The sequence below is a fragment of the Streptomyces sp. NPDC030021 genome, from assembly GCF_055574035.1.
In genome coordinates this window covers 134,534-160,722 of record NZ_JBVIAH010000010.1, presented here as the reverse complement: position 1 = coordinate 160,722, position 26,189 = coordinate 134,534, and the positions used below count along the sequence as shown (strand labels likewise).

At 72.6% G+C, this 26,189-nt stretch carries 21 protein-coding genes and 1 pseudogene; 19 read left to right on the top strand and 3 right to left on the bottom strand.

What is annotated here, in order from left to right; all coding sequences use genetic code 11:
- Positions 1-60: 60 nt before the first annotated feature.
- From ACZ4YL_RS21305 to ACZ4YL_RS21290, 4 genes are all read left to right on the top strand, one after another.
- On the top strand, positions 61-1,125 hold the full coding sequence (locus tag ACZ4YL_RS21305) for an energy-coupling factor ABC transporter permease (protein WP_468118388.1): 1,065 nt from the start codon (positions 61-63) through the stop codon (positions 1,123-1,125).
- A gap of 1 nt (position 1,126) precedes the next feature.
- Complete coding sequence (gene cbiQ, locus ACZ4YL_RS21300; protein ID WP_468118386.1) at positions 1,127-1,888, top strand: cobalt ECF transporter T component CbiQ; 762 nt, start codon at positions 1,127-1,129, stop codon at positions 1,886-1,888.
- Positions 1,876-2,649 (top strand): energy-coupling factor ABC transporter ATP-binding protein, encoded by a 774-nt coding sequence (locus ACZ4YL_RS21295; RefSeq protein ID WP_468118384.1) that lies wholly within the window; start codon positions 1,876-1,878, stop codon positions 2,647-2,649. The genes cbiQ and ACZ4YL_RS21295 overlap by 13 nt, the downstream gene beginning before the upstream one ends.
- Before the next feature lie 175 nt (positions 2,650-2,824).
- A complete protein-coding gene (locus ACZ4YL_RS21290; RefSeq protein WP_468118382.1) occupies positions 2,825-3,991 on the top strand; it encodes a serine hydrolase domain-containing protein in 1,167 nt (388 codons plus the stop codon).
- Here ACZ4YL_RS21290 and ACZ4YL_RS21285 read toward each other — a convergent pair.
- Positions 3,980-4,252 (bottom strand): annotated as a pseudogene (locus ACZ4YL_RS21285) (YbaK/EbsC family protein); the annotation flags it as partial. The gene ACZ4YL_RS21290 and the pseudogene ACZ4YL_RS21285 sit on opposite strands and share 12 nt — an antisense overlap.
- Before the next feature lie 51 nt (positions 4,253-4,303).
- Complete coding sequence (locus tag ACZ4YL_RS21280) at positions 4,304-5,947, bottom strand: penicillin-binding transpeptidase domain-containing protein (RefSeq protein WP_468118380.1); 1,644 nt, start codon at positions 5,945-5,947, stop codon at positions 4,304-4,306.
- Positions 5,948-6,106: 159 nt separating this feature from the next.
- Here ACZ4YL_RS21280 and ACZ4YL_RS21275 point away from each other — a divergent pair, with 159 nt between their 5' ends.
- Complete coding sequence (locus ACZ4YL_RS21275; RefSeq protein WP_468118378.1) at positions 6,107-6,655, top strand: GNAT family N-acetyltransferase; 549 nt, start codon at positions 6,107-6,109, stop codon at positions 6,653-6,655.
- A gap of 177 nt (positions 6,656-6,832) precedes the next feature.
- Complete coding sequence (locus ACZ4YL_RS21270; protein WP_468118376.1) at positions 6,833-7,096, top strand: hypothetical protein; 264 nt, start codon at positions 6,833-6,835, stop codon at positions 7,094-7,096.
- A gap of 482 nt (positions 7,097-7,578) precedes the next feature.
- On the opposite strand, the gene ACZ4YL_RS21265 is transcribed toward ACZ4YL_RS21270, so the two are convergent.
- A complete protein-coding gene (locus ACZ4YL_RS21265; RefSeq protein WP_468118375.1) occupies positions 7,579-9,348 on the bottom strand; it encodes a dolichyl-phosphate-mannose--protein mannosyltransferase in 1,770 nt (589 codons plus the stop codon).
- Between the two features lie 138 nt (positions 9,349-9,486).
- Between ACZ4YL_RS21265 and rsmI the strand changes: the two genes are divergently transcribed.
- From rsmI to galE, 13 genes are all read left to right on the top strand, one after another.
- Complete coding sequence (gene rsmI / locus ACZ4YL_RS21260; RefSeq protein WP_468118584.1) at positions 9,487-10,365, top strand: 16S rRNA (cytidine(1402)-2'-O)-methyltransferase; 879 nt, start codon at positions 9,487-9,489, stop codon at positions 10,363-10,365.
- Between the two features lie 139 nt (positions 10,366-10,504).
- Positions 10,505-11,008, top strand: coding sequence for a hypothetical protein (locus ACZ4YL_RS21255; RefSeq protein ID WP_468118374.1), 504 nt, complete (start codon positions 10,505-10,507; stop codon positions 11,006-11,008).
- Between the two features lie 10 nt (positions 11,009-11,018).
- Positions 11,019-11,909, top strand: coding sequence for a TatD family hydrolase (locus ACZ4YL_RS21250; protein ID WP_468118373.1), 891 nt, complete (start codon positions 11,019-11,021; stop codon positions 11,907-11,909).
- 115 nt (positions 11,910-12,024) lie between these two features.
- Positions 12,025-13,554 (top strand): ubiquitin-like domain-containing protein, encoded by a 1,530-nt coding sequence (locus tag ACZ4YL_RS21245; RefSeq protein ID WP_468118371.1) that lies wholly within the window; start codon positions 12,025-12,027, stop codon positions 13,552-13,554.
- Positions 13,551-14,471, top strand: a complete 921-nt coding sequence (gene rsmA / locus ACZ4YL_RS21240) for a 16S rRNA (adenine(1518)-N(6)/adenine(1519)-N(6))-dimethyltransferase RsmA (RefSeq protein WP_468118370.1) — start codon at positions 13,551-13,553, stop codon at positions 14,469-14,471. Before ACZ4YL_RS21245 ends, rsmA begins: the two co-directional genes overlap by 4 nt.
- Entirely contained in the window at positions 14,468-15,385 is a 918-nt protein-coding gene (locus tag ACZ4YL_RS21235; protein ID WP_468118368.1) for a 4-(cytidine 5'-diphospho)-2-C-methyl-D-erythritol kinase, read from the top strand. The genes rsmA and ACZ4YL_RS21235 overlap by 4 nt, the downstream gene beginning before the upstream one ends.
- Before the next feature lie 259 nt (positions 15,386-15,644).
- On the top strand, positions 15,645-16,973 hold the full coding sequence (locus ACZ4YL_RS21230; RefSeq protein WP_468118367.1) for an acyltransferase family protein: 1,329 nt from the start codon (positions 15,645-15,647) through the stop codon (positions 16,971-16,973).
- Positions 16,974-17,001: 28 nt separating this feature from the next.
- Entirely contained in the window at positions 17,002-18,804 is a 1,803-nt protein-coding gene (locus tag ACZ4YL_RS21225) for an ABC-F family ATP-binding cassette domain-containing protein (protein WP_468118365.1), read from the top strand.
- A gap of 70 nt (positions 18,805-18,874) precedes the next feature.
- Positions 18,875-20,485, top strand: coding sequence for an outer membrane protein assembly factor BamB family protein (locus ACZ4YL_RS21220; protein WP_468118363.1), 1,611 nt, complete (start codon positions 18,875-18,877; stop codon positions 20,483-20,485).
- Between the two features lie 248 nt (positions 20,486-20,733).
- Positions 20,734-22,365 carry an outer membrane protein assembly factor BamB family protein gene (locus ACZ4YL_RS21215; protein ID WP_468118361.1) on the top strand — a complete coding sequence of 544 codons (1,632 nt, stop codon included), beginning with the start codon at positions 20,734-20,736 and terminating at the stop codon, positions 22,363-22,365.
- A 43-nt stretch (positions 22,366-22,408) separates the two neighbouring features.
- Positions 22,409-24,127, top strand: coding sequence for an outer membrane protein assembly factor BamB family protein (locus ACZ4YL_RS21210; RefSeq protein WP_468118359.1), 1,719 nt, complete (start codon positions 22,409-22,411; stop codon positions 24,125-24,127).
- Positions 24,128-24,269: 142 nt separating this feature from the next.
- Positions 24,270-24,962, top strand: coding sequence for a response regulator transcription factor (locus ACZ4YL_RS21205; protein ID WP_468118357.1), 693 nt, complete (start codon positions 24,270-24,272; stop codon positions 24,960-24,962).
- A 113-nt stretch (positions 24,963-25,075) separates the two neighbouring features.
- Complete coding sequence (galE, locus tag ACZ4YL_RS21200) at positions 25,076-26,035, top strand: UDP-glucose 4-epimerase GalE (RefSeq protein ID WP_382549671.1); 960 nt, start codon at positions 25,076-25,078, stop codon at positions 26,033-26,035.
- Positions 26,036-26,189: the final 154 nt, after the last annotated feature.

Sequence of the window (26,189 nt, the reverse complement as noted above, 5' to 3'; positions counted from 1 at the left end):
ATTTGCAACTGGGCACTATGGTTGAACAGCTAAAGACTGAGTAAGAAGCGGAGCCACTGCATGCACGTGCCCGACGGATTCATCAACGCACCCGTCTCGGTGGCCGCCGGAGTGGTGGCCGCCGCCGCGGTGGCCGTCAGCCTCCGCGGCGCCCGGCGCGAACTCGACGAGCGCACCGCGCCGCTCGCCGGTCTCGTCGCCGCCTTCATCTTCGCCGTCCAGATGCTGAACTTCCCGGTCGCGGCCGGCACCAGCGGCCATCTGCTGGGCGGGGCGCTCGCCGCGATACTCGTCGGCCCCTGCACCGGCGTGCTGTGCGTGTCCGTCGTCCTGCTCATGCAGGGCATCCTCTTCGCCGACGGCGGCCTGACCGCCCTCGGTGTCAACGTCACCGTCATGGGCGTCGTCACCGTCGTCGTCGCCTACGCGATCTTCCGCGGCCTGCTCGGGATCCTGCCGCCCACCCGCCGCTCGGTCACCGTGGCCGCCTTCACCGGCGCCCTGCTCTCGGTGCCCGCCGCGGCCGCGGCCTTCACCGCCGTCTACGCCGTCGGTGGCACCACCGACGTGCCCATCGGCAAGGTGATCACCGCCATGGTCGGCGTGCACGTGCTCATCGGCATCGGTGAGGCCGCCATCACCGCGGCCACCGTGGGCGCCGTGATCGCCGTACGTCCCGACCTGGTCCACGGGGCCCGCGGGCTGGCCTCGCCCCTGAAGCTGCGCGTCGGCGGCGCGCTCGTCGACGCCCCGGCCGCGGCCGCCGCGCCCGTCGCCGCCGGCGCCGGATCGACGAAGAAGGTGTGGGTGACCGGCCTGGTCACCGCCCTCGTGCTCGCCGGGTTCGTCTCCTTCTACGCCTCCGCCGACCCCGACGGCCTGGAGAAGGTCGCCGCGGACAAGGGGATCGACGAGAAGGTCGAGGAGCACGCCGCCGCGAACTCCCCGCTCGCCGACTACAGCGTCAAGGACGTCGACGACGCCCGCCTGTCCGGCGGTCTCGCCGGGGTCATCGGCGTCGGCGTGACCGTCGTCGCCGGCACCGGGATCTTCTGGGCCGTGCGCCGCCGCCGGACGGAAGACCTCACCGCCGCTTCCGTCTCCACCTCCGTCTCGGCAGGCTGACATGGGGGTCGGCCACGCCCACAAGCTCTACCGCCACGGCCACTCGCCGGTCCACGACCTGCCCGCGCACTGCAAGCTCGCCGCGGCCCTGGCCTTCGTCGTGGTCGTCGTGTCCACACCGCGCGAGGCGGTGTGGGCCTTCGGCCTGTACGCCGCCCTCCTCGTGGGAGTGGCGGCCGTCGCCCGGATCCCGGCAGGCTTCCTGCTCCGGCGGCTGCTGATCGAGGTGCCCTTCGTCGCCTTCGCCGTGCTCATGCCCTTCGTGGCCGGGGGCGAGCGGGTACAGGTGCTCGGCATGTCGCTCAGCGTCTCGGGCCTGTGGGGCGCCTGGAACGTCCTCGCCAAGGGAACCCTCGGCGTGGCCGCGTCCGTCCTGCTCGCCTCGACGACCGAGCTGCGGGCCCTGCTGCTGGGCCTGCAGCGGCTGAAGCTGCCGCCGCTGCTCGTCCAGATCGCCTCCTTCATGATCCGCTACGGCGATGTGATCAGCGACGAGCTGCGCCGGATGTCCATCGCCCGCCGCTCCCGCGGCTTCGAGGCGAGCGGCATCCGGCACTGGGGGGTGCTGGCCAAGACCGCCGGCGCGCTGTTCATCCGCTCCTACGAGCGCGGCGAGCGGGTCTACCTCGCGATGGTCAGCCGCGGCTACGCCGGTTCGATGCCGGTGATCGACGAGGTCTCGGCCTCGCGCGCCCAGTGGGCGTACGCGGCCGCACTCCCGGTGACGGCCCTCGCCGTCTGTCTGATGGGATGGACCCTGTGACCACTACCCCCTCCCTCGAAGTCGCCGGCCTCGCCTACGCCTACCCGGACGGTCACCAGGCCCTCTTCGGGGTGGACCTGACCGTCGGGCAGGGCGAGCGGGTGGCCCTGCTCGGACCCAACGGCGCCGGCAAGACCACCCTGGTGCTGCACCTCAACGGCATCCTCGGCGGCGGGGTCGGCACCGTGGCCGTCGCCGGGCTGCCGGTGGAGAAGCGGAACCTCGCCGAGATCCGCCGCCGGGTCGGGATCGTCTTCCAGGACCCCGACGACCAGCTGTTCATGCCGACCGTCCGCGAGGACGTGGCCTTCGGTCCGGCAGCGGCCGGAATGCGGGGCGCGGAGCTGGAGGAGCGGGTCCGCGCGGCCCTGGACCAGGTCGGGATGGCGGACTTCGCCGACCGGCCGCCGCACCACCTGTCCTTCGGCCAGCGCCGCCGCGTCGCGGTGGCGACCGTCCTGGCCATGCGGCCCGAGATCCTGGTCCTGGACGAGCCCTCGTCCAACCTGGACCCCGCCTCGCGACGCGAGCTCGCGGACATCCTGCGCTCGCTGGACGTCACCGTGCTGATGGTGACGCACGACCTGCCGTACGCGCTGGAACTGTGCCCGCGCTCGGTGATCCTCAGCGAAGGGGTCATCGCGGCGGACGGCCGCACGCAGGAGCTCCTGTGCGACGACAAGCTGATGCGGGCCCACCGGCTGGAGCTCCCGTTCGGCTTCGACCCGCGCACGCCCCTTCTGGCGCGCCCCTCGCGCTGATCGGCGCCGGGGCGCCTCCCAGGCTTCGAACCGCTGCGTCGGACTCCGTCCGCCGGTCGGGGGCCCGGGCCCGGTGAGCCGCTCCGGGGGGGACCCGGGAAGCAGGGCCGTCCGGCAGGCGTTGCATTGTTGCGTAGGCGTCGTCGGGGCGCCGCAGCAGGTGCTGGGAGTAGACGTGGATGTCCACGGGACGGTGGCGGAGGGCTTCGAGCCCGTCAGAGATGCGTTCGTACGCAACTTCGAGGTGCTCGGGGACCGGGGCGCGGCCGTCGCCGTCTACCGGGACGGCCGCAAGGTCGTCGACCTGTGGGGCGGCACCCGCGACGCGGAGGGCACCGAGCCCTGGACCGAGGGCACCGCGCAGATCGTCCGCTCCGCCACCAAGGGCGTGGCGGCCGCCGTGCCGCTGCTGCTGCACCAGCGCGGACTGCTGGACCTGGACGCACCCGTGGGCTCGTACTGGCCGGAGTTCAAGACGGGCGGCAAGGAGCGGATCCTGGTCCGCGACGTGCTCGCGCACCGCGCGGGCATACCGGCGCTGGACCGGGGGCTGAGCGCCGCCGAGGCCGCCGACGGGGTGTCCGGGGCGCGCGCGGTCGCCGCGCAGCAGCCCTTCTGGGAGCCGGGCGCCGAGCACGGCTACCACGCGCAGACCTACAGCTGGCTGGTGTCCGAGCTGGTGCTGCGGGCGACCGGCCGCACGGTGGGCTCGGTCCTCGCGGAGGAGATCGCCGAACCGCTGGGGCTGGAGTTCTGGATCGGCCTGCCGGAGACCGAGACCCATCGGGTGGGCCGGGTGGCGCCGGTCGAGCCGCCCGAGAGCGCGGGCATGCTGCGGACCAGGCCGCGGCGCAACGTCTCCGAGGCCTACGCCGACCCGGACTCCCTCACCCGCCGTGCCTTCGCCGCCATCGAACCGGTGCCGGACGAGAACGACCCCGCCTACCGGGCGGCCGAGCTCCCCGCCTCGAACGGGATCGGGACGGCCCGCGCCCTGGCCCGTTTCTACGGGGCCACCATCGGCGTGGTCGAGGACGGCGCACGGATCTTCACCCCGGCCGCCACCGAGCTGGCCGCCCGGGAGCACTCCGCCGGACCGGACCGGGTGCTGGTCGTCAACACCCGCTTCGGGGCCGGCTACATGCTGCACGGCCCGGCCTCCCCGCTGCTCTCGCCGGCCTCCTTCGGCCATCCCGGCCGCGGGGGCTCCCTGGGTTTCGCGGACCCGGAGGCGGGCGTCGGCTTCGGCTACGTCACCAACGCCCTGGCCAGGTCGGTCACCGCGGACCCCCGGGCGCAGGCCCTGGTCCGGGCCCTGAAGTCGGCCTTGTCAGCCTTCTGAACCCTGCGCGTCGGCCTGCCCGTGAGCCTGCTCGCGCACATCGGCCGGTGTGGCCCCCGCGTACGCGACGAGCTCCTCCGGGGCCATCGGGAACACCGTGGCCGGGGTACCGGCCGCCGCCCAGATCTCCTCGTAGGCCAGCAGCGACCGGTCGGCCAGCACCCGGGTACGCGTGCGGTGCCCGAAGGGAGGGACCCCGCCGATCGCGCAGCCGGTGGTCTCCCGGACCAGGGTGGCGTCGGCCCGCGTCACCTTCCCGGCGCGGCGACACGACCGTTTTCGGCCCGAGCCGGTCGCGTCGCCGCCACCCGGTCAGCCCGCGTTCAGTACCTGGGCGACGATCGGGCCCGCCGCCTCGCCGCCGTGGCCGCCGCCCTCGACCATGGCCGCCGCGGCCACGTCACCGCTGAAGCCGGTGAACCAGCTGTCCGGGCTGTCCCCGGCGCCGCCGACCTCCGCCGAGCCGGTCTTCGCGCCCTTGTCCGAGCCGCCGACCGAGGACATCGCTTCCCGTGCGGTGCCGCTGGAGGCCGTCAGCTTCATCATGCCGACCAGCTGCTGCTGCACCGAGGACTTCATCCGGCGCTGGGCCGTCGCGATCGTCCGGCCGTCCAGCTCCGGCGAGACCAGCAGCGGCTGGCGGAAGACACCGGTGCGTGCGGTCGCGGTGATGGACGCGATGTTCAGCGGGTTCATGGTGATCTTTCCCTGGCCGATGTACCCGGCGGCCTCCTCCGCGCCGGTCGCCACCGGGACCTTGCCGTCGGAGGACACGATCCCCGTCTTCCAGTCCAGGTCGATGCCGAAGACCTCCGTGGCCTCCTTCGACATCGCGGCGTCGTCGTGCACGTCTCGGATCGGCTTGATGAAGGCGGTGTTGCAGGACTTGGCGAAACTGGTCCCGAAGGTGGCGCCCGGGGCCTCGAAGTTGTTCAGGTTGTGGAAGGTGCGGCCGCCCCAGATCACGTCCTTGGTGCATTGCGCGGGCTTGTCGGCGGCGACCAGCCCGCGGTCGATCAGCATCGCCGCCGTCACGATCTTCATCGTGGAGCCGGGCGCCCGCTTGCCCTTCATCGCCGCGTTGAAGCCGTCCTTGCGGTTGTTCGCGACGGCCAGGATGTGGCCGTTGCTCGGCTGGACGGCGACCACCGAGGCCTCCGGGAACTTGGTGACCGCCTGCTCGGCCGCCGCCTGCACCTTCGCGTCCAGGTACGTCTTGAGGGTGCTCGGCTCGCCCTCGACCAGGGTCAGCAGGGTCCGCTTGGGCGCCTCCTTGGCGACCGGCTCGATCCACACCTCGGCCCCGGGCTTGCCGCCCGCCTTGTTGCCGTAGGTCTGGCGCAGCTCGTCGAGGATCTGGCGCAGCGAGGGGTACTTCTCCGCGGTCAGCTCCTCGCCGTTGCGGTCCACGGCCTTGACGGGCGGGCTCGCGGGGGCGCCGGCGCGGAGTTTCTCGTCCTTCTGGAGCTGGGGGTGGATCACCGAGGGCTGCCAGTCGACCAGCGGCTTTCCGCTGTTCAGCCCGCGCACCACGGTCAGCTGGGAGTCGTAGGCCAGCGGCTTGGTGGTGCCCTCGTACGTGATCTCCGCCTCGACCTTGAACGGCACGGTGGTGCCGTTCGGCGTGCCGGGGGTGATCACGGCCTTGGACACGTACGCCTTGGTCTTGAAATCCCCGACCGCGGCCTGTGCGGCCGCGGCGTTGTTCGTCAGGTCGGCGGCCACCCGCTCGTCCCCGGCCGCCCAGGCGGCCAGGAAGGCCTTGGCGGTCTTCGCGGCGTCCTTCTCGCTGACCGGCCCGCTGCCCTTCTCGGCCTGGACGGAGGTCTCGCCGTCCTTGCCTTCCTTCGTATCCCCGCCGGCGTCTCCCACCAGCGCGTACACCCCGTACCCGGCACCGCCGAGCATGGCGAGGAACACCCCGCCGATGACGGCACCCTTCGCTGCCCCGTTCACTTGAGTCCTTCCCCCATGGTCACGGTTCCTGAACATGTTCAAAGAACCCTTGGTGCGGACTTTACTCTGTGCAGCGCTCCGGTACGCCATTGTTACCGGACCGGAACATCCGAACGTAATCGGCTCGTCACCGGCGGCCCCCCTCCCTAGAGTGCCGCCGTGGACCTCACCTACCGGCGTTACGCCGATGCCGATGCCGATGACCTGGTCGCCTTCCTCACCGGGGACACCTGGCCGTTCCACGGCTCGGCCGTGGTCGACCCGGAGCAGGCCCGGCAATGGGCCGCGGAGGGCCGCTTCGACAACACCGAGACCAGGTCGTTCTGGATCGCCGGCGGCGGCGACACCCTCGGCCTGGTCCGCCTGATGGACCTGGGCGACGGCACGCCCGTCTTCGACCTGCGGATCCGCTCCCGGTACCGGGGCCGGGGGATCGGCGGCCAAGCCCTGACCTGGCTGACGGGATACCTGTTCACGGAATTCCCCCGGATCCGGCGGATCGAGGGCACCACGCGCCAGGACAACGCGGCGATGCGCCGCACCTTCCGGCGGTGCGGGTACGTCAAGGAGGCGCACTACCGAGAGGGATGGCCTTCGGCCGACGGTACGGTCCGCGACGCGGTCGGCTACGCGATCCTGCGGCGGGACTGGGCCGCCGGTACGACCACGGCCCCCGCCTGGGACGACGAGCACGCGCCGGAGGGCTGACACCGGCGCGGCCCGAAAATGCGTGCACCCTCGCCGTGTTCTAGCGTCGGAAGAGCGAGGGTGACCGATGCGCCGAGCCGGTCGCCCCCCGGAGTGCCCGCTCCGCGCCGCCGCCCCCGCCCGCGGTCCGGCGCGTCGGCGGATCGCGCGACCCACCGAGAGAGCAGGTGCATCCGCATGCGTCCGTCGGCTCGTATCCCCAGCATCCTGGCAGGCCTGGCCCTCGCCGTCGGCGGCACCGTCATCGCCGCCCCGTCCGCCCACGCGGACGTGAAGGCCTGCGAGCAGTACGTCGCCCAGCACGCCCCGAAGGCCACGGACGGCGCCGCGGAGGCCTGCTACCAGGGGTCGATCGGCAACCAGACCAGCTGCGACGCCAGCCTCGTCGCGGTCGGCGCGAGCAAGGACGTCGCGTCCGCGGCCTGCGAGGCGTCCCGGTAGCGCGACGACGAAGGCCCCGACACCGCGCTACGCAGCGGAGCCGGGACGGGTTGCCCCCGTCCCGGCTCCACCGCGCTACGCACATCAGGCTCCCGCTCGCGAACCTCCCATGGCGTGGGGGTGCCCCCCGCCGCGCTGCCCCGAGCCCGCCCATCGCCCCGGAGGCCGGCTCCTCAACCTGCTCCGGAGGTCGACTGGTTGGCGGGCAGAGGTCCGTGGAGCCATGGCTGTGGCCCCTGCCCGCATGAGTCTTGACGGGGCATCGCGGCGCGGACCTCGGCAGGGCGGGATGGGGAGGGGATGCAACGAACCGCCGACGGTCCGTCTGCCGGCTCGGACTCGATACGCCCGCAGGGCGAGTCGCTTGCATGGATACAGGGCCGTCTGCGGGCCGTCCAGGGTGGCCGTCGATGCCCACTGGCGACCAGTGACAACCGGAAGGGCCCCGACGCCGGTGAGCATCGGGGCCCGCGTCCGTCCTGCTAGACCCAGGTGTCCAGCCACATGCGGCCGCGCCAGGAGTCCATCGGCAGGGTCTGGCCCGTGTAGATGGGCCAGAAGTAGATGAAGTTCCACGCGATCAGCAGGACCAGCACGCCCGCACCGATCGCGCCCAGCGCCCGGCGGCGCTCGCTCGACCCGGCCGGGCCCAGCAGGGCGCCGATCATCATCGCCACCGCCAGGCACAGGTACGGGACGAAGACCACCGCGTAGAAGTAGAAGATCGTCCGCTCCTGGTAGTTGAACCAGGGCAGCAGACCCGCACCCAGCGCGCACGCGATCGCGCCCGCCCGCCAGTCGCGGCGGAAGAACCACCGCCACAGCACGTACAGCAGCGCGAAGCAGCCCGCCCACCACAGCAGCGGGGTGCCCAGGGCCAGGACCTCGCGGGCGCACTTGCCCGCCGCGGTCGCCGGGCAGCCGTCGGTGCCGGCCTCGGGGGACTCGTAGAAGTAGGAGACGGGCCGGCCCAGGACCAGCCAGCTCCACGGGTTGGACTCGTAGGTGTGCCCTGAGGTCAGGCCGACGTGGAACTTGTAGACCTCGGTCTCGTAGTGCCACAGGCTGCGCAGCCACTCCGGCAGGAACCCCAGCGAACTGCCCTGGTCGTACTTGGCCGCCCAGTCCCGCAGATAGCCGCCCTTGCCGTTGTCCGGACTGAGGATCCAGCCCGACCACGAGGCCAGGTACGTGGCGATCGCCACCGGCACGGTGGAGACGAAGGCGGGCAGCGCGTCGCGGCGCAGCATCGAGGCGTACGGGGCCCCCGCGCCCGCGGTGCGGCGCGCGGCGGCGTCCCACAGCACGGTCAGGACGCCGAAGAAGGCGAGGATGACGAAGCCGTTCCACTTCGTGCCCCCGGCCAGACCCAGGCAGACACCGGCCAGGATCCGGTACGGCCGCCAGCCCAGCCGCAGCGTCTCGGCGATCTTCACGTCCGGCCGGGTCCGGCCCTCCTCGTCCACCGGCAGCGCGTCCGCGAGCCGGGCTCTGGCCCGGTCACGGTCGATGAGCAGGGCCCCGAAGGCGGCGAGCACGAAGAACATCAGCACCAGGTCCAGCAGCGCGGTGCGGCTCATCACCAGGTGCAGGCCGTCCACCGCGAGCAGTGCGCCCGCCAGGCAGCCCAGGAAGGTCGAGCGGAAGAGGCGGCGCCCGATCCGGCACAGCATCAGCACCGACAGGGTGCCGAGCACGGCGGTCATGAACCGCCAGCCGAAGGGCGTGAAGCCGAACATCCACTCGCCCAGCCCGATCACCCATTTGCCGACGGGCGGGTGCACGACGTAGCCCGGGTCGGCCGGGAGGGCGACCGCGTCCGGGTTGGCGAGGATCGAAGCGTCGATGTCCTTGGGCCAGCTCGCCTCGTAGCCCTGCCGGATCGTGGCCCAGGCGTCCTTGGCGTAGTACGTCTCGTCGAATATCACCGCCTTCGGGCTGCCCAGGTGCACGAACCGCAGCACCCCGGCGACCAGCGCCACCAGCAGCGGCCCCACCCACGAGGCGATCAGCCGCCAGGTCCCCCATACCTGGGGCGGCAGCCCGAAGGTCATCCACAGCTGCTTGGACGGCCTGGTGTACGGGGGCACCAGGCGGGTGCGGACGTCCGCGCGCGCGGAAGCGGCGGCGGGCGGCACGTAGCCGAAGCCGCGCAGCCGGCGCAGCCAGGTGGGCGGCTCGTCTTCGCGTCCCGCCGGTGAGGCGGGCGGGGCCCCCGCGGGGCTGGGCGGCGGCGTCGCGGTACTGGTCACCGGCACATCGTAGGGAAGAGATCCGTGTGCGCCACCAGTGGCGGGGGCGGCGGGGCACCGGGCTGAGAGGATGGGCGGGTGACAACTGACCAGCCCCGCGGTACCGAGCCCACCACCACTGCAGCCACGGCCGGAGGCCTGATGGGCACGCTTGTGCTCGCCGGCACCCCCATCGGCGACCTCGCGGACGCCCCGCCGCGTCTGGCGGCCGAGCTGGAGCGGGCCGATGTGATCGCCGCCGAGGACACCCGCCGGCTGCGCCGGCTGACCCAGGGGCTCGGTGTGCGCACCACCGGGCGCGTCCTGTCGTACTTCGAGGGCAACGAGTCGGCGCGCACCCCGGAGCTGGTCGAGGCCCTGGCCGGCGGGGCGCGCGTGCTGCTGGTGACGGACGCGGGCATGCCGTCGGTCTCCGACCCCGGCTACCGGCTGGTCGCCGCCGCCGTGGAGAAGGACATCAAGGTCACCGCCGTTCCCGGGCCGTCCGCAGTGCTGACCGCGCTCGCCATGTCCGGGCTGCCGGTGGACCGGTTCTGCTTCGAGGGGTTCCTGCCGCGCAAGGCGGGGGAGCGCCTGGGCCGGCTGCGCGAGGTCGAGGGCGAGCGGCGCACGCTCGTCTACTTCGAGGCCCCGCACCGGCTCGACGACACCCTGGCCGCGATGGCCGAGGTCTTCGGCGCCGACCGGCGGGCCGCGGTCTGCCGCGAGCTGACGAAGACCTACGAGGAGGTCAAGCGCGGCGGGCTCGGCGAGCTCGCGGCCTGGGCCGCCGAAGGGGTGCGCGGTGAGATCACGGTCGTGGTCGAGGGCGCCCCGGCCGCCGTGCCCGGAGACGTGGACGACGAGGAGCTGGTGCGCCGGGTGCGGGTGCGCGAGGAGGCCGGCGAGCGGCGCAAGGAGGCCATCGCGGCGGTCGCGGCCGAGGCCGGCGTACCCAAGCGCGAGGTGTTCGACGCTGTGGTCGCGGCAAAGAACGCGGCACAAAAGATGCCCTCGGTCGGTAAAGAGCTAGCCTGAAAAGCAAAGCTCAGACCGCGCACCGGGCGCTTTTGACATGAGTCGCCCAAAGACCGTCCAACAGTAGACAGGGCCTGATGCGCTCCCGCCCGTTGAGGCGTCCACTGGCAATGGCACCAGTGGAACAAGAGGAGCTGGCATGAGTGAGATCGCAGACACCCCGGTACCCGTCCCCGCCGCAGTCCCCGTCGCTGTGACCGCTTCCGACGTGCACACCGTGCACGAGGCCTACTCCTTCGCGTGCATGAGGTGCGGGTACGGCTGGGAGCAGGCGTACGCGATCGAGCACCACGTCGACGGCAAGGGCGAGCCGTTCATCATGTACAAGGTCGACGGCGAGCGGGTGCCCTCCCCCCTGTCCAACCCGACCTGCCTGAACTGCGGCGGACACGTCGTACGGATCATGCGGGCCGGGCAGGTCTCCTCGGTGCTGGGCATGATCGACCACATCTACCACCACCAGATCGCCCCCGGGATCGCCGGACCGGTGCCGGCCGGTGCGAACGTCCCCCGGACGCCGAAGCCGCCGAAGCAGCGCAGGCCCGCCCGGTCGCACGCCTCCCCGGGGCCGGTGGCCGCCGGCCCGGCCGGGGAGCGCCGGGGTCTGCTCTCCCGTCTGAAGGGGCTCTTCCGCCGGTCATAAGATCGGCCGTATGAGCACACGCGTGGAGAAGACGCAGCCCAAGGACGCACCGCCGCCGCTGCCCGAACCCCTCCGGGTGGCGGTGGCGGACTCGCACACCCACCTCGACATGCAGTCGGGGACCGTCGAGGAGGGCCTCGCGAAGGCCGCCTCGGTGGGCGTGACCACCGTCGTCCAGGTGGGCTGCGACGTGAAGGGCTCCCGGTGGGCCGCCGAGACCGCGGCCGCGTACGAGAACGTCCACGCGGCCGTCGCCCTGCACCCGAACGAAGCGCCGAGGATCGTGCTGGGGGACCCCGACGGGTGGTCGCGCCAGGGCGCCCGGGTCGGCGGCGGCGAGGCCGCGCTGAACGAGGCGCTCGCCGAGATCGAGGCGCTGGCCGCGCTCGACCACGTCAAGGCGGTCGGCGAGACCGGCCTGGACCACTTCCGCACCGGGCCCGAGGGCATGGCCGCGCAGGAGCGTTCCTTCCGCGCGCACATCGAGATCGCCAAGCGGCAGGGCAAGGCGCTCGTCATCCACGACCGGGACGCCCACGCGGACGTGCTGCGCGTCCTGCGCGAGGAGGGCGCCCCCGAGCGCACCGTCTTCCACTGCTACTCCGGGGACGCCGACATGGCCCGCGAGTGCGCCGCCGCCGGGTACTACATGTCCTTCGCCGGGACCGTCACCTTCAAGAACGCCGCGCCGCTGCGCGAGGCCCTGGCCGTGGCCCCGCTGGAGCTGGTGCTCGTCGAGACGGACGCGCCCTACCTCACCCCGGCGCCGTACCGCGGACGGCCCAATGCGCCGTACCTCATTCCGCTGACGGTCCGGGCGATGGCCGCGGTCCGCGGCATCGACGAGGACGCGATGGCCACCGCGCTGGCGGCCAACACGGCCCGCGCCTTCGGCTACTGATTCCCCGCCCGCTCCGACACGCTGAGTAGCCGTCCCGCTTTGGAGCGTGACGACTCCTCCGCTAGGGTGCCGTGCCCGCACCAGAGGGTGCCGGATCACCAGTGGAGCGAGCGTCGTGAGCGATACGCAGGGCAGTCACCGCCGTGGCGGTCCCGTCCCCGAGGCGTACGAGGCCCAGCCCTTGGCCCAGCCCGTGGCCTGGCCGTCCGGTACGGGGGATCCCGGGCCCGCCGCGTGGGATCCGGAGCCCCCGACCCAGCCCCAGCCGGCGGCCCTGGTCCCGGCCCTGGTCCCGGCCCCGGCCGCGGTGCCGGCGCCGCGCGGCGGGCGCCGCCGCCGAGCCGGCCTGTCACCGGCCGAGCTGTCGGAGGCCGACACCCTGGCCGCGGCGCCCGTCGCGCCCGGTTCGGGCCGCCGCCGGGCCGCGGCCCCCGGGGCCGGGGCCGTGGCCCTGGCCCCGGCCCCGGCCGCACCCGTCGCACCGGCCGCCCCCGCCCCCACGGTGCCGGGCCGCCGCCGCGCCCGGGGCCGCGGCGCCCCCGCCGAGCCCCTCGGCGGGAACTGGCGGCGGATCGTGCCGCAGGCCCTCGTCGTCGCCTTCCTCGCGGGCGGCACCACGGCGTTCGTCGCCGCCGACAAGGCCGTACGGCTCACCGTGGACGGAGTCCCGCGCAACCTCCACACCTTCGCCGACGACATCGGCGAACTGCTCGCCGCCGAAGGCCTCGGCGTCGGCCCCCACGACCTCGTCGCCCCAGCCCCAGGCGAACCCCTCGTCGACGGCGAGGAGATCGTCGTCCACTACGGCCGCCCTCTGCACATGACCCTCGACGGACAGCAGCGCCAGGTGTGGACCACCGCCCGCACCGTCGAGGGCGCCCTGCGCCAGTTCGGCATCCGCGCCGAGGGCGCCCACCTCTCCGCCCCCCGCACCGCCCCCGTCCCGCGCGCCGGGCTGGCCCTCAGCGTCCGCACCGAACGCAGCGTCACCTTCATGGCCGACGGCCGCGAACGCACCATCCGCACCAACGCCGCCACCGTCCAGGAGGCCCTCGACCAGGCCGGCATCACCCTCCAGGGCCAGGACACCACCTCCGTACCGCCCACCGACTTCCCGCGCGACGGCCAGACCGTCACCGTGCTCCGCATCGCAGGCACCCGCGAGGTCCGCGAGGAGCGGATCCCGTACGAGACCGAGAAGGTCAAGGACCCCGAGCTGTTCGCCGGCACCGAGGTCGTCGAGCGCGTCGGCCGCCCCGGGGCGCGCAGGGTCACGTACAGCCTGCGCACCGTCAACGGGGTCCGGCAGAAGCCGCGGCCCATCGCCGACGAGGTCGTCCGCGAACCCGTCACCCAGCTCGTCAAGGTCGGCACCAAGGCGCTGCCGAGCTCCGTCGCCGGCGCGGACGGCCTCAACTGGGCGGCCCTCGCCCAGTGCGAGTCCGGCGGCCGCCCCGCCGCCACCGACACCTCGGGGACCTACGGCGGGCTGTACCAGTTCGACGTCCGCACCTGGCAGGGCCTCGGCGGCAGCGGACGCCCGCAGGACGCCCCGGGCGCGGAGCAGACGTACCGGGCGAAGAAGCTCTACGTGCAGCGGGGGGCGAGTCCGTGGCCGCACTGCGGCCGTACGCTTTACCGGTGAGCACCGCAGAGCAGCAGCCCGAGAACACCGAGAACACCTCCCCCGCCGCGCCCGACGCCCTCCTCGGCCCGGCCGACATCAGGGAGCTGGCCGCCGCCCTCGGCGTACGCCCGACGAAGCAGAAGGGGCAGAACTTCGTCATCGACGCCAACACGGTCCGCCGGATCGTGCGCACCGCCGGGGTCCGCCCGGACGACGTGGTCGTCGAGGTCGGCCCGGGGCTCGGCTCGCTGACGCTCGCGCTGCTGGAGGCCGCGGACCGGGTCGTCGCCGTCGAGATCGACGACATCCTCGCCGCCGCTCTGCCCGCCACCATCGAGGCCCGGATGCCCGCGAAGAAGGACCGCTTCGCGCTGGTCCACTCCGACGCGATGCTGGTGACCGAACTGCCCGGCCCGGCGCCGACCGCGCTCGTCGCGAACCTGCCGTACAACGTGGCCGTGCCCGTCCTGCTCACCATGCTCGACCGCTTCCCGACCATCGAGCGCACGCTCGTGATGGTGCAGGCCGAGGTCGCCGACCGGCTGGCCGCGGAACCGGGCAACAAGGTCTACGGGGTGCCCTCCGTCAAGGCCAACTGGTACGCGCACGTCAAGCGGGCCGGCGCCATCGGCCGCAAGGTCTTCTGGCCCGCCCCGAACGTCGACTCCGGTCTCGTCTCGCTGGTGCGCCGCACCGAGCCGATCAAGACCACCGCCACCAAGGCCGAGGTCTTCGCGGTCGTCGACGCCGCCTTCGCCCAGCGCCGCAAGACGCTGCGCGCCGCGCTGGCCGGCTGGGCCGGCTCGGCGGCGGGCGCGGAGGCCGCGCTGGTCGCCGCCGGTGTCTCGCCGCAGGCCCGCGGGGAGTCCCTGACGGTCGAGGAGTTCGCGGCGATCGCCGAGCACAAGCCGGCGGCGGAGAGGCCCGCACTGTGAGCGCGCACCAGGCGCCCGTGACCGTACGGGTCCCCGCGAAGGTCAACGTCCAGCTGGCGGTGGGCGCGGCCCGCCCCGACGGCTTCCACGACCTGGCCAACGTCTTCCTCGCCGTCTCCCTGTACGACGAGGTCACCGCCACCCCGGCCGACGCCCTGACCATCACCTGCACCGGCCCCGACGCCGACCAGGTCCCCCTGGACCGCACCAACCTCGCGGCGCGCGCCGCCGAGATCCTCGCGGCCCGGGCCGGGATCGAACCCGCCGTCCACCTGCACATCGCGAAGAACATCCCGGTCGCGGGCGGCATGGCGGGCGGCAGCGCGGACGGCGCGGCGGCCCTGCTGGCCTGCGACACCCTGTGGGGCCTGGACACCCCGCGCGCCGAGCTCCTCGACATCTGCGCGGAGCTCGGCAGCGACGTCCCCTTCAGCCTCGTCGGCGCGGCCGCGCTCGGCACCGGCCGCGGTGAGCTGCTCACGCCGGTCGGGGCGGGGACGTTCCACTGGGTCTTCGCGGTGGCCGACGGCGGGCTGTCCACCCCGGCGGTCTTCCGCGAGTTCGACCGCCTCGCCGAGGCCGCCGGTACGGAGATCCCCGAGCCGCAGGCCTCCCCGGCGCTGCTGGCGGCGCTCGCCTCGGGTGACGCGGAGGCGCTGGGCGCGGCGCTGGCCAATGACCTCCAGCCGGCCGCGCTCTCCCTGCGACCCCAGCTCGCGCGGACGCTGGCCGCGGGCGTGGACGGTGGTGCGCTCGCCGCGCTGGTTTCCGGCTCGGGGCCGACGACGGCGTTCCTGTGCCGGGATGCGGAGTCGGCGGAGAAGGTGGCAGCGGCCCTGTCCGCGTCGGGCACCTGCCGGGCCACCCGCGTGGCGTCCAGCCCGGCGTCGGGCGCGACGGTTCTGCCGTCCTGACCCCGCGGGTCCGCTGCGGGGGCGCTGCCCCCGTACCCCCGCGCCTCAAACGCCGGCGAGGCTGAAGTTGCAGCCCCGCCGGGCGCACGTTCAGCCCGCCGGCGTTTGAGGCGCGGGGTTCGGGGCGGAGCCCCGGTCTTTGAGCCTCGCCGGCGATCGAGGCGCACCACCTGGGGCGGGGCCCCGGTGGTGGTACCTAGGCCGGAGTTGAGTATCCGCACCCTGTCGGGAGACACGCGGCAGGGGACACCGTGGCCCCATGACAGCTAGCGCACGCGCCATGGCCGAGGCCACCCCCGCCGACCGTGACCGGTACGTCGACCTGCTGCGCGTCGCCTCGCTCGGCACCGTCATCGCCGGACACTGGCTGATGGCGGCCGTCAGCGGCGACGGCATAGGGAATCTGCTCGCCCTCGTGCCCGCCCTCCAGGTGCTCACCTGGGGGCTGCAGATCATGCCCGTCTTCTTCTTCGTCGGCGGGTTCTCGCACGCCCTGTCCTACCGATCCCTGGCCCGCCGCACCGACGGGCCCGTCTACGCCGCCTTCCTGCGGGCCCGGCTCCAGCGGCTGCTGCGCCCCACCCTCGTCTTCGTCCTGGTGTGGGCCGCGGCCGCGCTCGCCGTGCAGCTCGCCGGCCACGGCGGCGGAACGCTGACCGGGGCCGCGCTGCGGCTCGTCACCCAGCCGCTGTGGTTCATCGGGATCTACCTCGCCATGGTCGCCTTCACCCCGCCGCTGCTGAAGCTGCACGAGCGCCACGGCTGGGCCGCCTTCGCCGCCCTGGCAGGGGCGGCCGCACTGGTCGACGTACTGCGCTTCGCGCTCGGCGTCCCGTACGTGGAGTTCCTGAACTTCGCCCTCGTCTGGCTCGCCGTCCACCAGCTCGGCTTCCTGCGCGCCGACGGCCGCATCCGCAGGCCCGCCGTCCTCGCCGCCGCGGGACTCGCCTGCGCCGCCCTGCTGGTGGCGTACGGGCCGTACCCGCTGTCCATGGTCGGGATGCCCGGCGAGAAGGTCTCCAACATGGCCCCGCCCACCCTCGCCCTGCTCTGCCACGGCCTGTGGCTCGTCGGTGCCGTCCAGCTGGCGGCCGGGCCCGCCACCGCGTGGCTGCGCCGCCCGCGCGTCTGGCGCGGGGTGGTCGCGGCCAACGGCCTCGCCATGACCGCCTTCCTGTGGCACCTGACCGCCATGCTCGGCGTGTACGCGGCCCAGCTCGCCCTCGGCCTCGGCCTGCCGGCCCCCGCCACGGCCGCCTGGTGGGCGCAGGTCCCGGTACGGTTCCTGGCCGCGGCCGCCCTGACGGGCGTACTCGTGGCGCTGTTCCGCCGCTTCGAGGCGCCCCGGCCCAGCGCGCCCGCCCCCGCGCGGAGCTCCGGCGGCCCCGTCGCCGCCCTCGGGATCACCCTGTGCCTGCTCGGCATCCTGGGCCTGTCCATGACCGGCCTCGGCGGCCTGCTCGACGGGCACAGCGCCACGCTGATCGCCCTGCCCGTCACCGCGCCGGCCGCGATCGCGATGGCACTGGGCGGCTGGTATCTCGTAGAACGGTCTGCCCCGGCCCGGAGGGTTAGGCTGAGGGGCTGATCCACACCCTTTCCCTGGAGCGCGTCTGATGGCCGTCAATCTGGTCAATGTCGAGGCAGTCAGCAAGGTGTACGGCACACGTACCCTGCTGGACGGCATCTCCCTCGGCGTGTCCGAGGGGGACCGGATCGGCGTGGTCGGCCGCAACGGCGACGGCAAGACCACCCTCATCCGGATGCTCGCCAAGCTGGAGGAGCCCGACACCGGCCGGGTCACCCAGTCCGGCGGCCTGCGGATGGGCGTCCTCACCCAGCACGACTCCCTCGACCCCCGGGCGACCGTCCGCCACGAGATCATCCGGGACATGGCCGACCACGAGTGGGCCGGCAACGCCAAGATCCGTGACGTCCTCACCGGACTCTTCGGCGGCCTCGACCTGCCCGGCTTCGGCCAGGGCCTCGACACCGTCATCGGCCCGCTCTCCGGCGGCGAGCGCCGCCGGATCGCCCTCGCCAAGCTGCTCATCGCCGACCAGGACCTCCTGATCCTCGACGAGCCCACCAACCACCTCGACGTCGAGGGCATCTCCTGGCTGGCCAAGCACCTCCAGGAGCGCCGGTCCGCGCTCGTCTGCGTCACCCACGACCGCTGGTTCCTCGACCAGGTCTGCACCCGGATGTGGGACGTGCAGCGCGGTGACGTGCACGAGTACGAGGGCGGCTACAGCGACTACGTCTTCGCCCGCGCCGAGCGCGACCGCATCGCCGCGACCGAGGAGTCCAAGCGGCAGAACCTGATGCGCAAGGAGCTGGCCTGGCTGCGCCGCGGCGCCCCCGCCCGGACCTCCAAGCCGCGCTACCGCATCGAGGCCGCCAACGAGCTCATCGCCGACGTGCCGCCGCCGCGCGACACCTCCGAGCTGATGAAGTTCGCCAACGCCCGCCTCGGCAAGACGGTCTTCGACCTGGAAGACGTCAGCGTCCACGCCGGCCCGAAGGAACTCCTCAAGCACCTCACCTGGCACCTGGGCCCCGGCGACCGCGTCGGCCTCGTCGGCGTCAACGGTGCCGGCAAGACCTCCCTGCTGCGCGCCCTCGCCGAGGCCGCCCGCACCCAGGGCGAGGTCCAGCCCGCCGCCGGAAAGATCATCGTCGGCAAGACCGTCAAGCTGGCCTACCTCTCCCAGGAGGTCGGCGAACTCGACCCGTCCCTGCGCGTCCTGGAGGCCGTCCAGCGCGTGCGTGACCGCGTCGACCTCGGCAAGGGCCGCGAGATGACGGCGGGCCAGCTCTGCGAGCAGTTCGGCTTCACCAAGGAGAAGCAGTGGACGCCGGTCGGCGACCTCTCCGGCGGTGAGCGCCGCCGTCTGCAGATCCTGCGCCTGCTGATGGACGAGCCCAACGTCCTCTTCCTCGACGAGCCCACCAACGACCTCGACATCGAGACCCTGACCCAGCTGGAGGACCTCCTCGACGGCTGGCCCGGCTCGATGATCGTGATCTCCCACGACCGCTTCTTCATCGAGCGCACCACCGACACGGTGATGGCGCTGCTCGGCGACGCGAGCCTGCGGATGCTGCCGCGCGGTCTGGACGAGTACCTGGAGCGCCGGCAGCGGATGATCGAGGCGGCCGCCCCGGCGCCCGTCCCGTCCGCGGGCTCCGCGAAGTCCACCGCCTCGGGGGACTCGCGCGCCGCGAAGAAGGAGCTCCAGAAGATCGAGCGGCAGCTGAACAAGCTGTCCGACCGCGAGGGCAACCTGCACGCCCAGATCGCCGAAAACTCCACCGACTACGACAAGGTTGCCAAGCTCGACGCGGAGCTGCGCGAACTCCTCTCGGACCGAGACGAATTGGAGATGCGCTGGCTGGAGCTGGCCGAGGAGGCCTGAGCGGGACCGGGCCGGGTCAGTGATAGAAAGGTCATCCTCCCCGACCTCCTGATGCCGAAAGCGTGCGCTGATGACCGAGCTGCCCCAGCCGCCGAACCAGCCGTCGACGCCTTCCGGTTACGGGCATCTGCCCGGTCCGCCGCAGCAGGGGTACGGGTTTCCGCCGCAGGGTGAGAACCCGTACGCCCAGCAGCCCGGCCACCCGCCGCAGCTGCCGACCGTGCAGCAGTGGCAGGCGGGGCCGGGTGGCTCCGGCCCTGGTCCGGGCGGTGCGCCGAAGAGGAAGCGGACGGTGCTGATCGCCGCTTCGGTGGCCTCCGTCCTCGTCCTCGGGGGCGTCGGCTACGTGGCCTTCTCCGGCGACGACAAGGATCCGAAGCCGGTCGCGCAGGAGCCCGCCGACGCCAAGCCCTCCGGCTCTCCTTCCGTGGACAAGGGCGACGGCAACGGCGATGGCGGAGGCCGGCAGACGGACCTCAACTCCGGCCGTAAGCAGGGCGAGGACAAGGCCCTCTGGCTCAAGACCACCAAGATCGACGGCCCCGGCATGGGCGTCGACGCCGCCGCCCAGTGGGTCATCGGCGACACCGTGGTCAAGAGCCTCTGGAAGAACCTCACCGGCTACTCGGTCACGGACGGCAAGGAGAAGTGGACACTCCCCTTCCCCGCGCAGATCTGCTCCGTCGCCTCGCAGACCACGGCCGAGGGCAGAACGGTCGTCATGTACCGCGACGGCGAGGGGGAGAACACCTCCTGCACCCAGCTGCGCGTGGTCGACCTCAAGACGGGCAAGGAGGTCTGGTCGAAGGAGGTGCCCAAGGAGGGGCTCTTCGACATCTTCACCAGCCCCACCCTGTCCATGATCGGGGACACCGTCACCGTCAGCCGCGGCGGCAACGCCAGCGCCTTCAAGATCAGCAACGGTGACAAGCTCTTCGCGAGCCCCGTGGGCGACGGCTGCAACCCGGACTCCTACGAGGCCGGCAACGGCAAGATGATCGCCCTCGCCACCTGCTCGGACGAGGACTCCACCGCCGAGGTCCACGGCATCGACCCCGTCACCGGCGCGAAGGGCTGGGCCTACCGGCTCCCCGCGAAGTTCAAGGTCACCAGCATCTACTCGGTGAACCCGACCGTCATCGACATCGGCAACGAGGCGACGAAGCAGCGCTCCATCGTGGTCCTGGGACCCGACGGGAAGCAGACCGCCACCCTCGCCGGCGAGGGCAGCTTCGCCGTCGGCTGCGGCGACACCGGCCTCTTCCGGTCCCTGGCGACCTGCCCCTCGGCCGTCGTCGATGCGAACACCCTCTACCTGCCCACCGCGGCGGGCACCGGCAAGGCCAACGAGATCGTCGCCTTCGACCTGGCCACCGGCAAGGACAAGTGGCGTGTCCCCGCCGGGGACAAGCGCACGCTCACCCCGCTCAAGGCCGTGAACGGGCAGCTGATCGCCTACCGGAAGGCCGAGGAGGAGCAGGGCGGCGAGGTCCTCTCGATCCCGGCCGCCGGTGGCACCCCGACCGCGCTCCTGCGCCACCCTTCGGGCCCCTCGGCCCCGATCGAGCGGACCTTCACCCTCCCGAAGCTGGACTACGTGGACGGACGGTTCTTCATCTCCTCCACCCACCTGCGGGCCCAGGGCCAGGACGAGAAGCTCCTGATGGTCTTCGGCAAGTGAGCACGCGTCCGGGCCGGCGCAGGGCTCCGCGAACTCCGTCCGGACCGCGCCGATTTGGCGACGCGCCGGGGCGAGTCTGCCGACGAGGCCTGGATTCCGCCGGTCTTCGGGGGCAACTGGCCGGATAACGGCGGCGTCACGGGCCGGTCCTCCCTTGGGAACAGGGGGCGGACCGGCCCGATGTATACGCGCTGTCAGTGATAGAAAGGTCATCCTCCCCGACCTCCTGATGCCGAAAGCGTGCGCTGATGACCGAGCTGCCCCAGCCGCCGAACCAGCCGCCGAACCAGCCGTCGACGCCTTCCGGTTACGGGCATCTGCCCGGTCCGCCGCAGCAGGGGTACGGGTTTCCGCCGCAGGGTGAGAACCCGTACGCCCAGCAGCCCGGCCACCCGCCGCAGCCGCTGACCGTGCTGGCAGCGGGCCCCGGCGGCCCCGGTCCCGGCCCTGGTCCGGGCGGTGCGCCGAAGAAGAAGCGGACGGTGCTGATCGCCGCTTCGGTGGCTGCCGTCCTCGTCCTCGGGGGTGTCGGCTACGTGGCCTTCTCCGGCGACGACAAGGACCCGAAGCCGGTCGCGCAGGAGCCCACCGACGCCAAGCCCTCAGGCTCTCCTTCCGTGGACAAGGGCGACGGCAACGGGAACGGCAAGGGCAGCGACATCCCGACCGACCTCAACGAGGGCCGCAAGCCGGGTGAGGGCAAGGCCCTCTGGCTGACGACCGTCAAGATGGAGGGCCCGGGAGCCGGAATCCCGGCCAAGGGCCTGTGGGTCGTCGGCGACGCCGTCGTCAAGACCGTCGACAAGTCCGTCATCGGCTACGGGGTGAGCGACGGCAAGGAGAAGTGGAAGATCGACCTCCGCACGGAGATCTGCGGACTCACCGGTCAGACCACCCCCGACGGCAGGACCGTCATGGTCGTCAAGAACGCCGACGGCTCCAGCTGCAACCAGATGAAGCTCATCGACCTCAAGGCCGGCAAGGAGGGCTGGACGAAGGAGGTCGTCATGGAGGGGCCGTTCAAGACCGCCATATCCACCACGGTCACCCTCAGCGGCGACACCTTCGCCCTCGACTGGATGGGGGGCCAGAGCGCCTACCGCCTGAGCACCGGCGACAAGCTCTTCTCCGACGCGGGCCCCGAGGGCTGCAAGCCCATGAGCTACGCCGCGGGCAACAACAAGATGATCGCTGTGGCCCTCTGCATGGACGCCGACAAGACCTTCGAGATCCAGGACGCCGACCCGAACACCGGCAAGAAGACCTGGAGCTACCGCCTGCCCAAGGGCTACCAGGTCAACGCCGTCTACTCGGTCAGCCCCACCGTCATCGACGCCGGCAACCGCGACACCAAGGAGCGGGCCATTCTCGTCCTCGACGAGAAGGGACAGAAGCGCAACACGCTCTCCGGTGAAGGCAACTTCGTGGTCAACTGCGGTGGCAGCAGCGGCAGCGAGGGCCTCCAGAACTGCGGGAACTCCGCGGTCGACGCGGACACCGTCTACCTCGCTGCCGGGGACGAGTCCACCGGCAGCGAGATCGTCGCCTTCGACCTCGGCACGGGCAAGATCAAGTGGCGCACCAAGGCCGGTGCCAAGAAGGCCCTCATCCCGCTCGATGCCGCGAACGGCCGGCTGATCGCCTACCGCGCCAGCATCGCCGGCCTCAACGACGAGTCCGGCGAGATCGTCTCGTTCCCGGCCGAGGGAGGCGCGCCCAAGACGCTGCTGAAGCTCCCCTCGGGCACCTCCGCACGGATCGAGGCCTCCTTCCTGGCTTCCCAGAGCGCCGCCTACGTGGACGGGCGGTTCTTCCTCTCCGCCACCCGGCTGCTGGGCGAGAACAAGGACGAGAAGCTCCTGATGGCCTTCGGCAAGTGAACACGCGTCCAACGACCCGCCCACCGAGAGGCAATAGCAACCGATGAGTATCCCGCCGCCCCCCAGCCAGCCGCCGTCCGGTGGCTTCGGCGCGCCCCAGGACCCGCCGCCGGGCGGGTTCGGTGCGCCCGTGCCGCCGCCCGGACCGGCCGCGCCGCAGCCCGGGCCCCCGCAGCAGCAGCCGCCGGCCGCGCAGCCCGCGTACGGGTACCCGCAGACCGGGCCCGGCTACGGCTACCCGCAGCAGCCCGGCACCCCGCCGCCGTACGGAGCCCCCGGCGCCCCCGGCGGCGCGCCCGTGCCCGCCCCGCAGCCCCCGGCCCCGGCCGGCGGCGACGACAAGCGCACCCAGCTGACGATCGTCGGGGCGGCCGTCCTGGCCATCGTCCTCATCGTCGGCGGCGGCTTCTGGTACACCTCCGGCGACAGCGGAGGCGGGAACAAGGCCGACGGCAACCCGAGCGCCTCCCCGGGCAACGACAAGCCCAAGGACTACGTGCCCGGCACCGAGAAGGCGCCCGGCAACCCGAAGTCGAAGCCGCTCCTCAACCTTCCGAGCCCGGTCCCGGCCGACATCGCCGTCGTCGCCGGCTCCTGGCTGACCGACTCCACCTACATCAAGTCCGATCTGTCGAAGGTCGTCGGCTACAACCTCGTCGACGGCGGCAAGAAGTGGGAGCTGACCTTCCCCGGCGAGCTCTGCGGCGCGACCAAGCACGTCAGCGAGAACAAGGCGGCGGTCCTCTTCAAGGCCGCCCAGCCGACGCCCGAGAACAAGTACATCCAGTGCACCGAGGTCGGCGTCATCGACCTGGAGAGCGGCAAGCTCGTCTGGTCCGGCAACGCCAAGAGCGCCACCGGTGGCGACAAGCCCGTCACGTTCTCCAGCGTCACCCTCAGCGGCAAGACGGTCGCCGCGGCCGGCATCTCCGCGGGCGGCGCCGCCTGGAACCTCGCCGACGGCAAGTCCCTGTGGCTGCCCAAGGTCGACGGCGAAGGCTGCCGTGACGTGGGCTACGGCGGCGGCGAGGCCCTCGCCGCCATCCGCAAGTGCGGCCAGAGCCCCAACTACACGCTGTACGGGCAGCTCCTCGACCCGGCCACCGGCGCGCCCACGGCCTCGTACAAGCTCTCCCAGGGCATCGAGGACGCGTACATCGTCGCCACCAAGCCGTTGATCGTGGCGGCCGACGTCGGCAAGACCGCGAAGAACGCCACGGGCATCAGCGACCTCTTCGTCGTCGACCCCAAGGGCGAGCTGAAGGCCCGTATCCCGCTCGCCTCCGGAGACTTCGGCGGCAAGTGCGGATCCGAGGTCGAGAAGTGCACGAACATGGTGGTCGGCAACGGCAAGCTCTACCTGCCGTCGTACGAGCACCAGGGCCAGGCCTCCAGCGGCCGCACCAACGAGCTGCTCTCCTTCGACCTGGAGACCGGCAAGCAGACCACCGACCGCGCCGACGCGGGCGAGTCGTACACGATGTTCCCGCTGCGCATGGACGGGTCGAACATCATCGCCTACAAGAACCCCCCGTACGACAAGGGCGGTCAGATCGTCAGCATCGACGGCAAGACCATGAAGGAGACCGTCCTCATGGAGAACCCGGCGGACAAGGCGAGCCGGCGCGCCGAGACCGGCTACTCGCCCGAGTACTCCGAGTACCGCTACCACAACGGCAAGTTCTTCATCTCGCGCACCACGGTCTCCAAGCCGTACTCGGACGACCCGGAGTACCTCTTCGTCTCCTTCACCGCGAGCTGACCGGGCCGCGCCGATATCGCACAGCACCGCCGAAAGCCCCCGAACGGTCCGCACCGATCGGGGGCTTCTGCGCGGTATCCCCCGCGCACCGTCGAACAAGCGTGTAGCTTGCCGGGTCAGAAGGGTGGGGGGTGTTTCCTCGATGGGCGTACGGGTCGTGGTGGTCGACGAGCACCGGCTGCTGGCCGAGGCACTCGCCTCTGCCCTGAAGCTGCGCGGCCACCGGGTGCTGGCCGCGGCCGCCCCGGCGGCGGGCGCCGCCGAGCTGGTCATCAGCCGCGCCCCGGAGGTCTGCCTGCTCGGCACCGCCACCCCCGCCGAGCCCGGGGTCTTCGAGCCCGTCGTCCGCATCAAGCGGGAGCGCCCGCAGATCGCCGTGGTCGTCCTCGGCCCGGTGCCCAGCCCGCGCGGGATCGCGGCCGCCTTCGCCGCCGGCGCCTCGGGCTACGTACGCCAGGACGAGCGCATCGAGGGCGTCGAGCGGGCGCTGGCCAAGGCCAGGGCGGGGGAGGTGGCGATCGCCCCGCAGCTGCTGCAGGGGGCCTTCGCGGAGCTGCTCAACCCCGCCGCCCAGCCCGACGACGAGGGAAGCCGGCTGCTGCGGCTGCTCACCCCGCGCGAGGTGGAGGTGCTCGTCCGGGTCGCCGAGGGCGAGGACACCCGGCTGATCGCCGCGGGCATGGAGATCGCCCCGAGCACCGCCCGTACGCACGTGCAGCGGGTGCTGATGAAGCTGGGCGTGGGGTCGAGGCTGGAGGCGGCCGCGCTGGCCGCCCGCACCGGCCTGCTGGACCGGGCGCTGCCCACGCTGCCGTCCGCCGCCGCGCGCGGCTGACGTACTTGCCGGGGGCCGGGCCCCGATTTCCCCGTGGGCGCGGAATCGGGTATGCCAGTGTCCAAGCACGCGCACGTACCCGCGCGTGCTCCCCCGCGAGAGGCAGTAGGCGAGTGAGCAAGTACCTGGTAACCGGTGGCGCAGGATACGTCGGCAGCGTGGTCGCGGCCCACCTTCTGGAGGCCGGCCACGAGGTCACCGTCCTCGACGACCTGAGCACGGGCTTTCGCGCAGGGGTCCCGGAGGGCGCCACCTTCATCGAGGGCCGGATCCAGGACGCCGCCCGGTACGTGGACGGCTCCTACGAGGCGGTGCTGCACTTCGCGGCCTCCTCGCAGGTCGGCGAGTCCGTGGTGAACCCGGGCAAGTACTGGGAGAACAACGTCGGCGGGACGCTGGCCCTGCTGGCCGCGATGCGCGGGGCGGGCGTGCGCAAGCTGGTGTTCTCCTCCACCGCCGCCACCTACGGGGAGCCGACGGAGGGCCTGCTGACGGAGGCCTCGGTGACCGCGCCGACCAACCCGTACGGTGCCTCGAAGCTGGCCGTCGACCACATGATCGCGGGGGAGTGCGTGGCGCACGGCCTGGCCGCGGTGTCCCTGCGCTACTTCAACGTGGCCGGCGCCTACGGGGAGTTCGGCGAGCGCCACACCCCCGAGACGCACCTGATCCCGCTGGTCCTCCAGGTCGCGCTGGGCGAGCGGGAGTCGATCTCGGTGTTCGGCGAGGACTACCCGACCCCGGACGGCACCTGCGTTCGCGACTACATCCACGTCGCCGACCTCGCGGAGGCCCACCTGGCCGCCCTGCGGGCCGCCACCGGCGGGGAGCACCTGATCTGCAACCTGGGCAACGGCAACGGCTTCTCCGTCCGCGAGGTCGTCGAGACCGTCCGCAAGGTCACCGGCCGGGAGATCCCCGAGGTGGTCGCGCCGCGCCGGGCCGGCGACCCGGCGATGCTCGTCGCCTCCGCGCGCACGGCCCACGAGCGCCTCGGCTGGACCCCGAGCCGCTCGGACCTCACCGGGATCATCACGGACGCGTGGAACTTCGCGCGTACGCACACCTCCTGAACCTCCTGAACCTCCGGCAATCCGTCCGGACCTCCCCTTGTCCTGCGCGCCCCCCGCACCCCGATCGGTGCGGGGGGCGTGTGCGTGTCGGCCGTGCGCTGCGTACGGGCGCTGTGCGCGGGCGCCCGGCGTGCACACGCCGGGTGAAATGCCC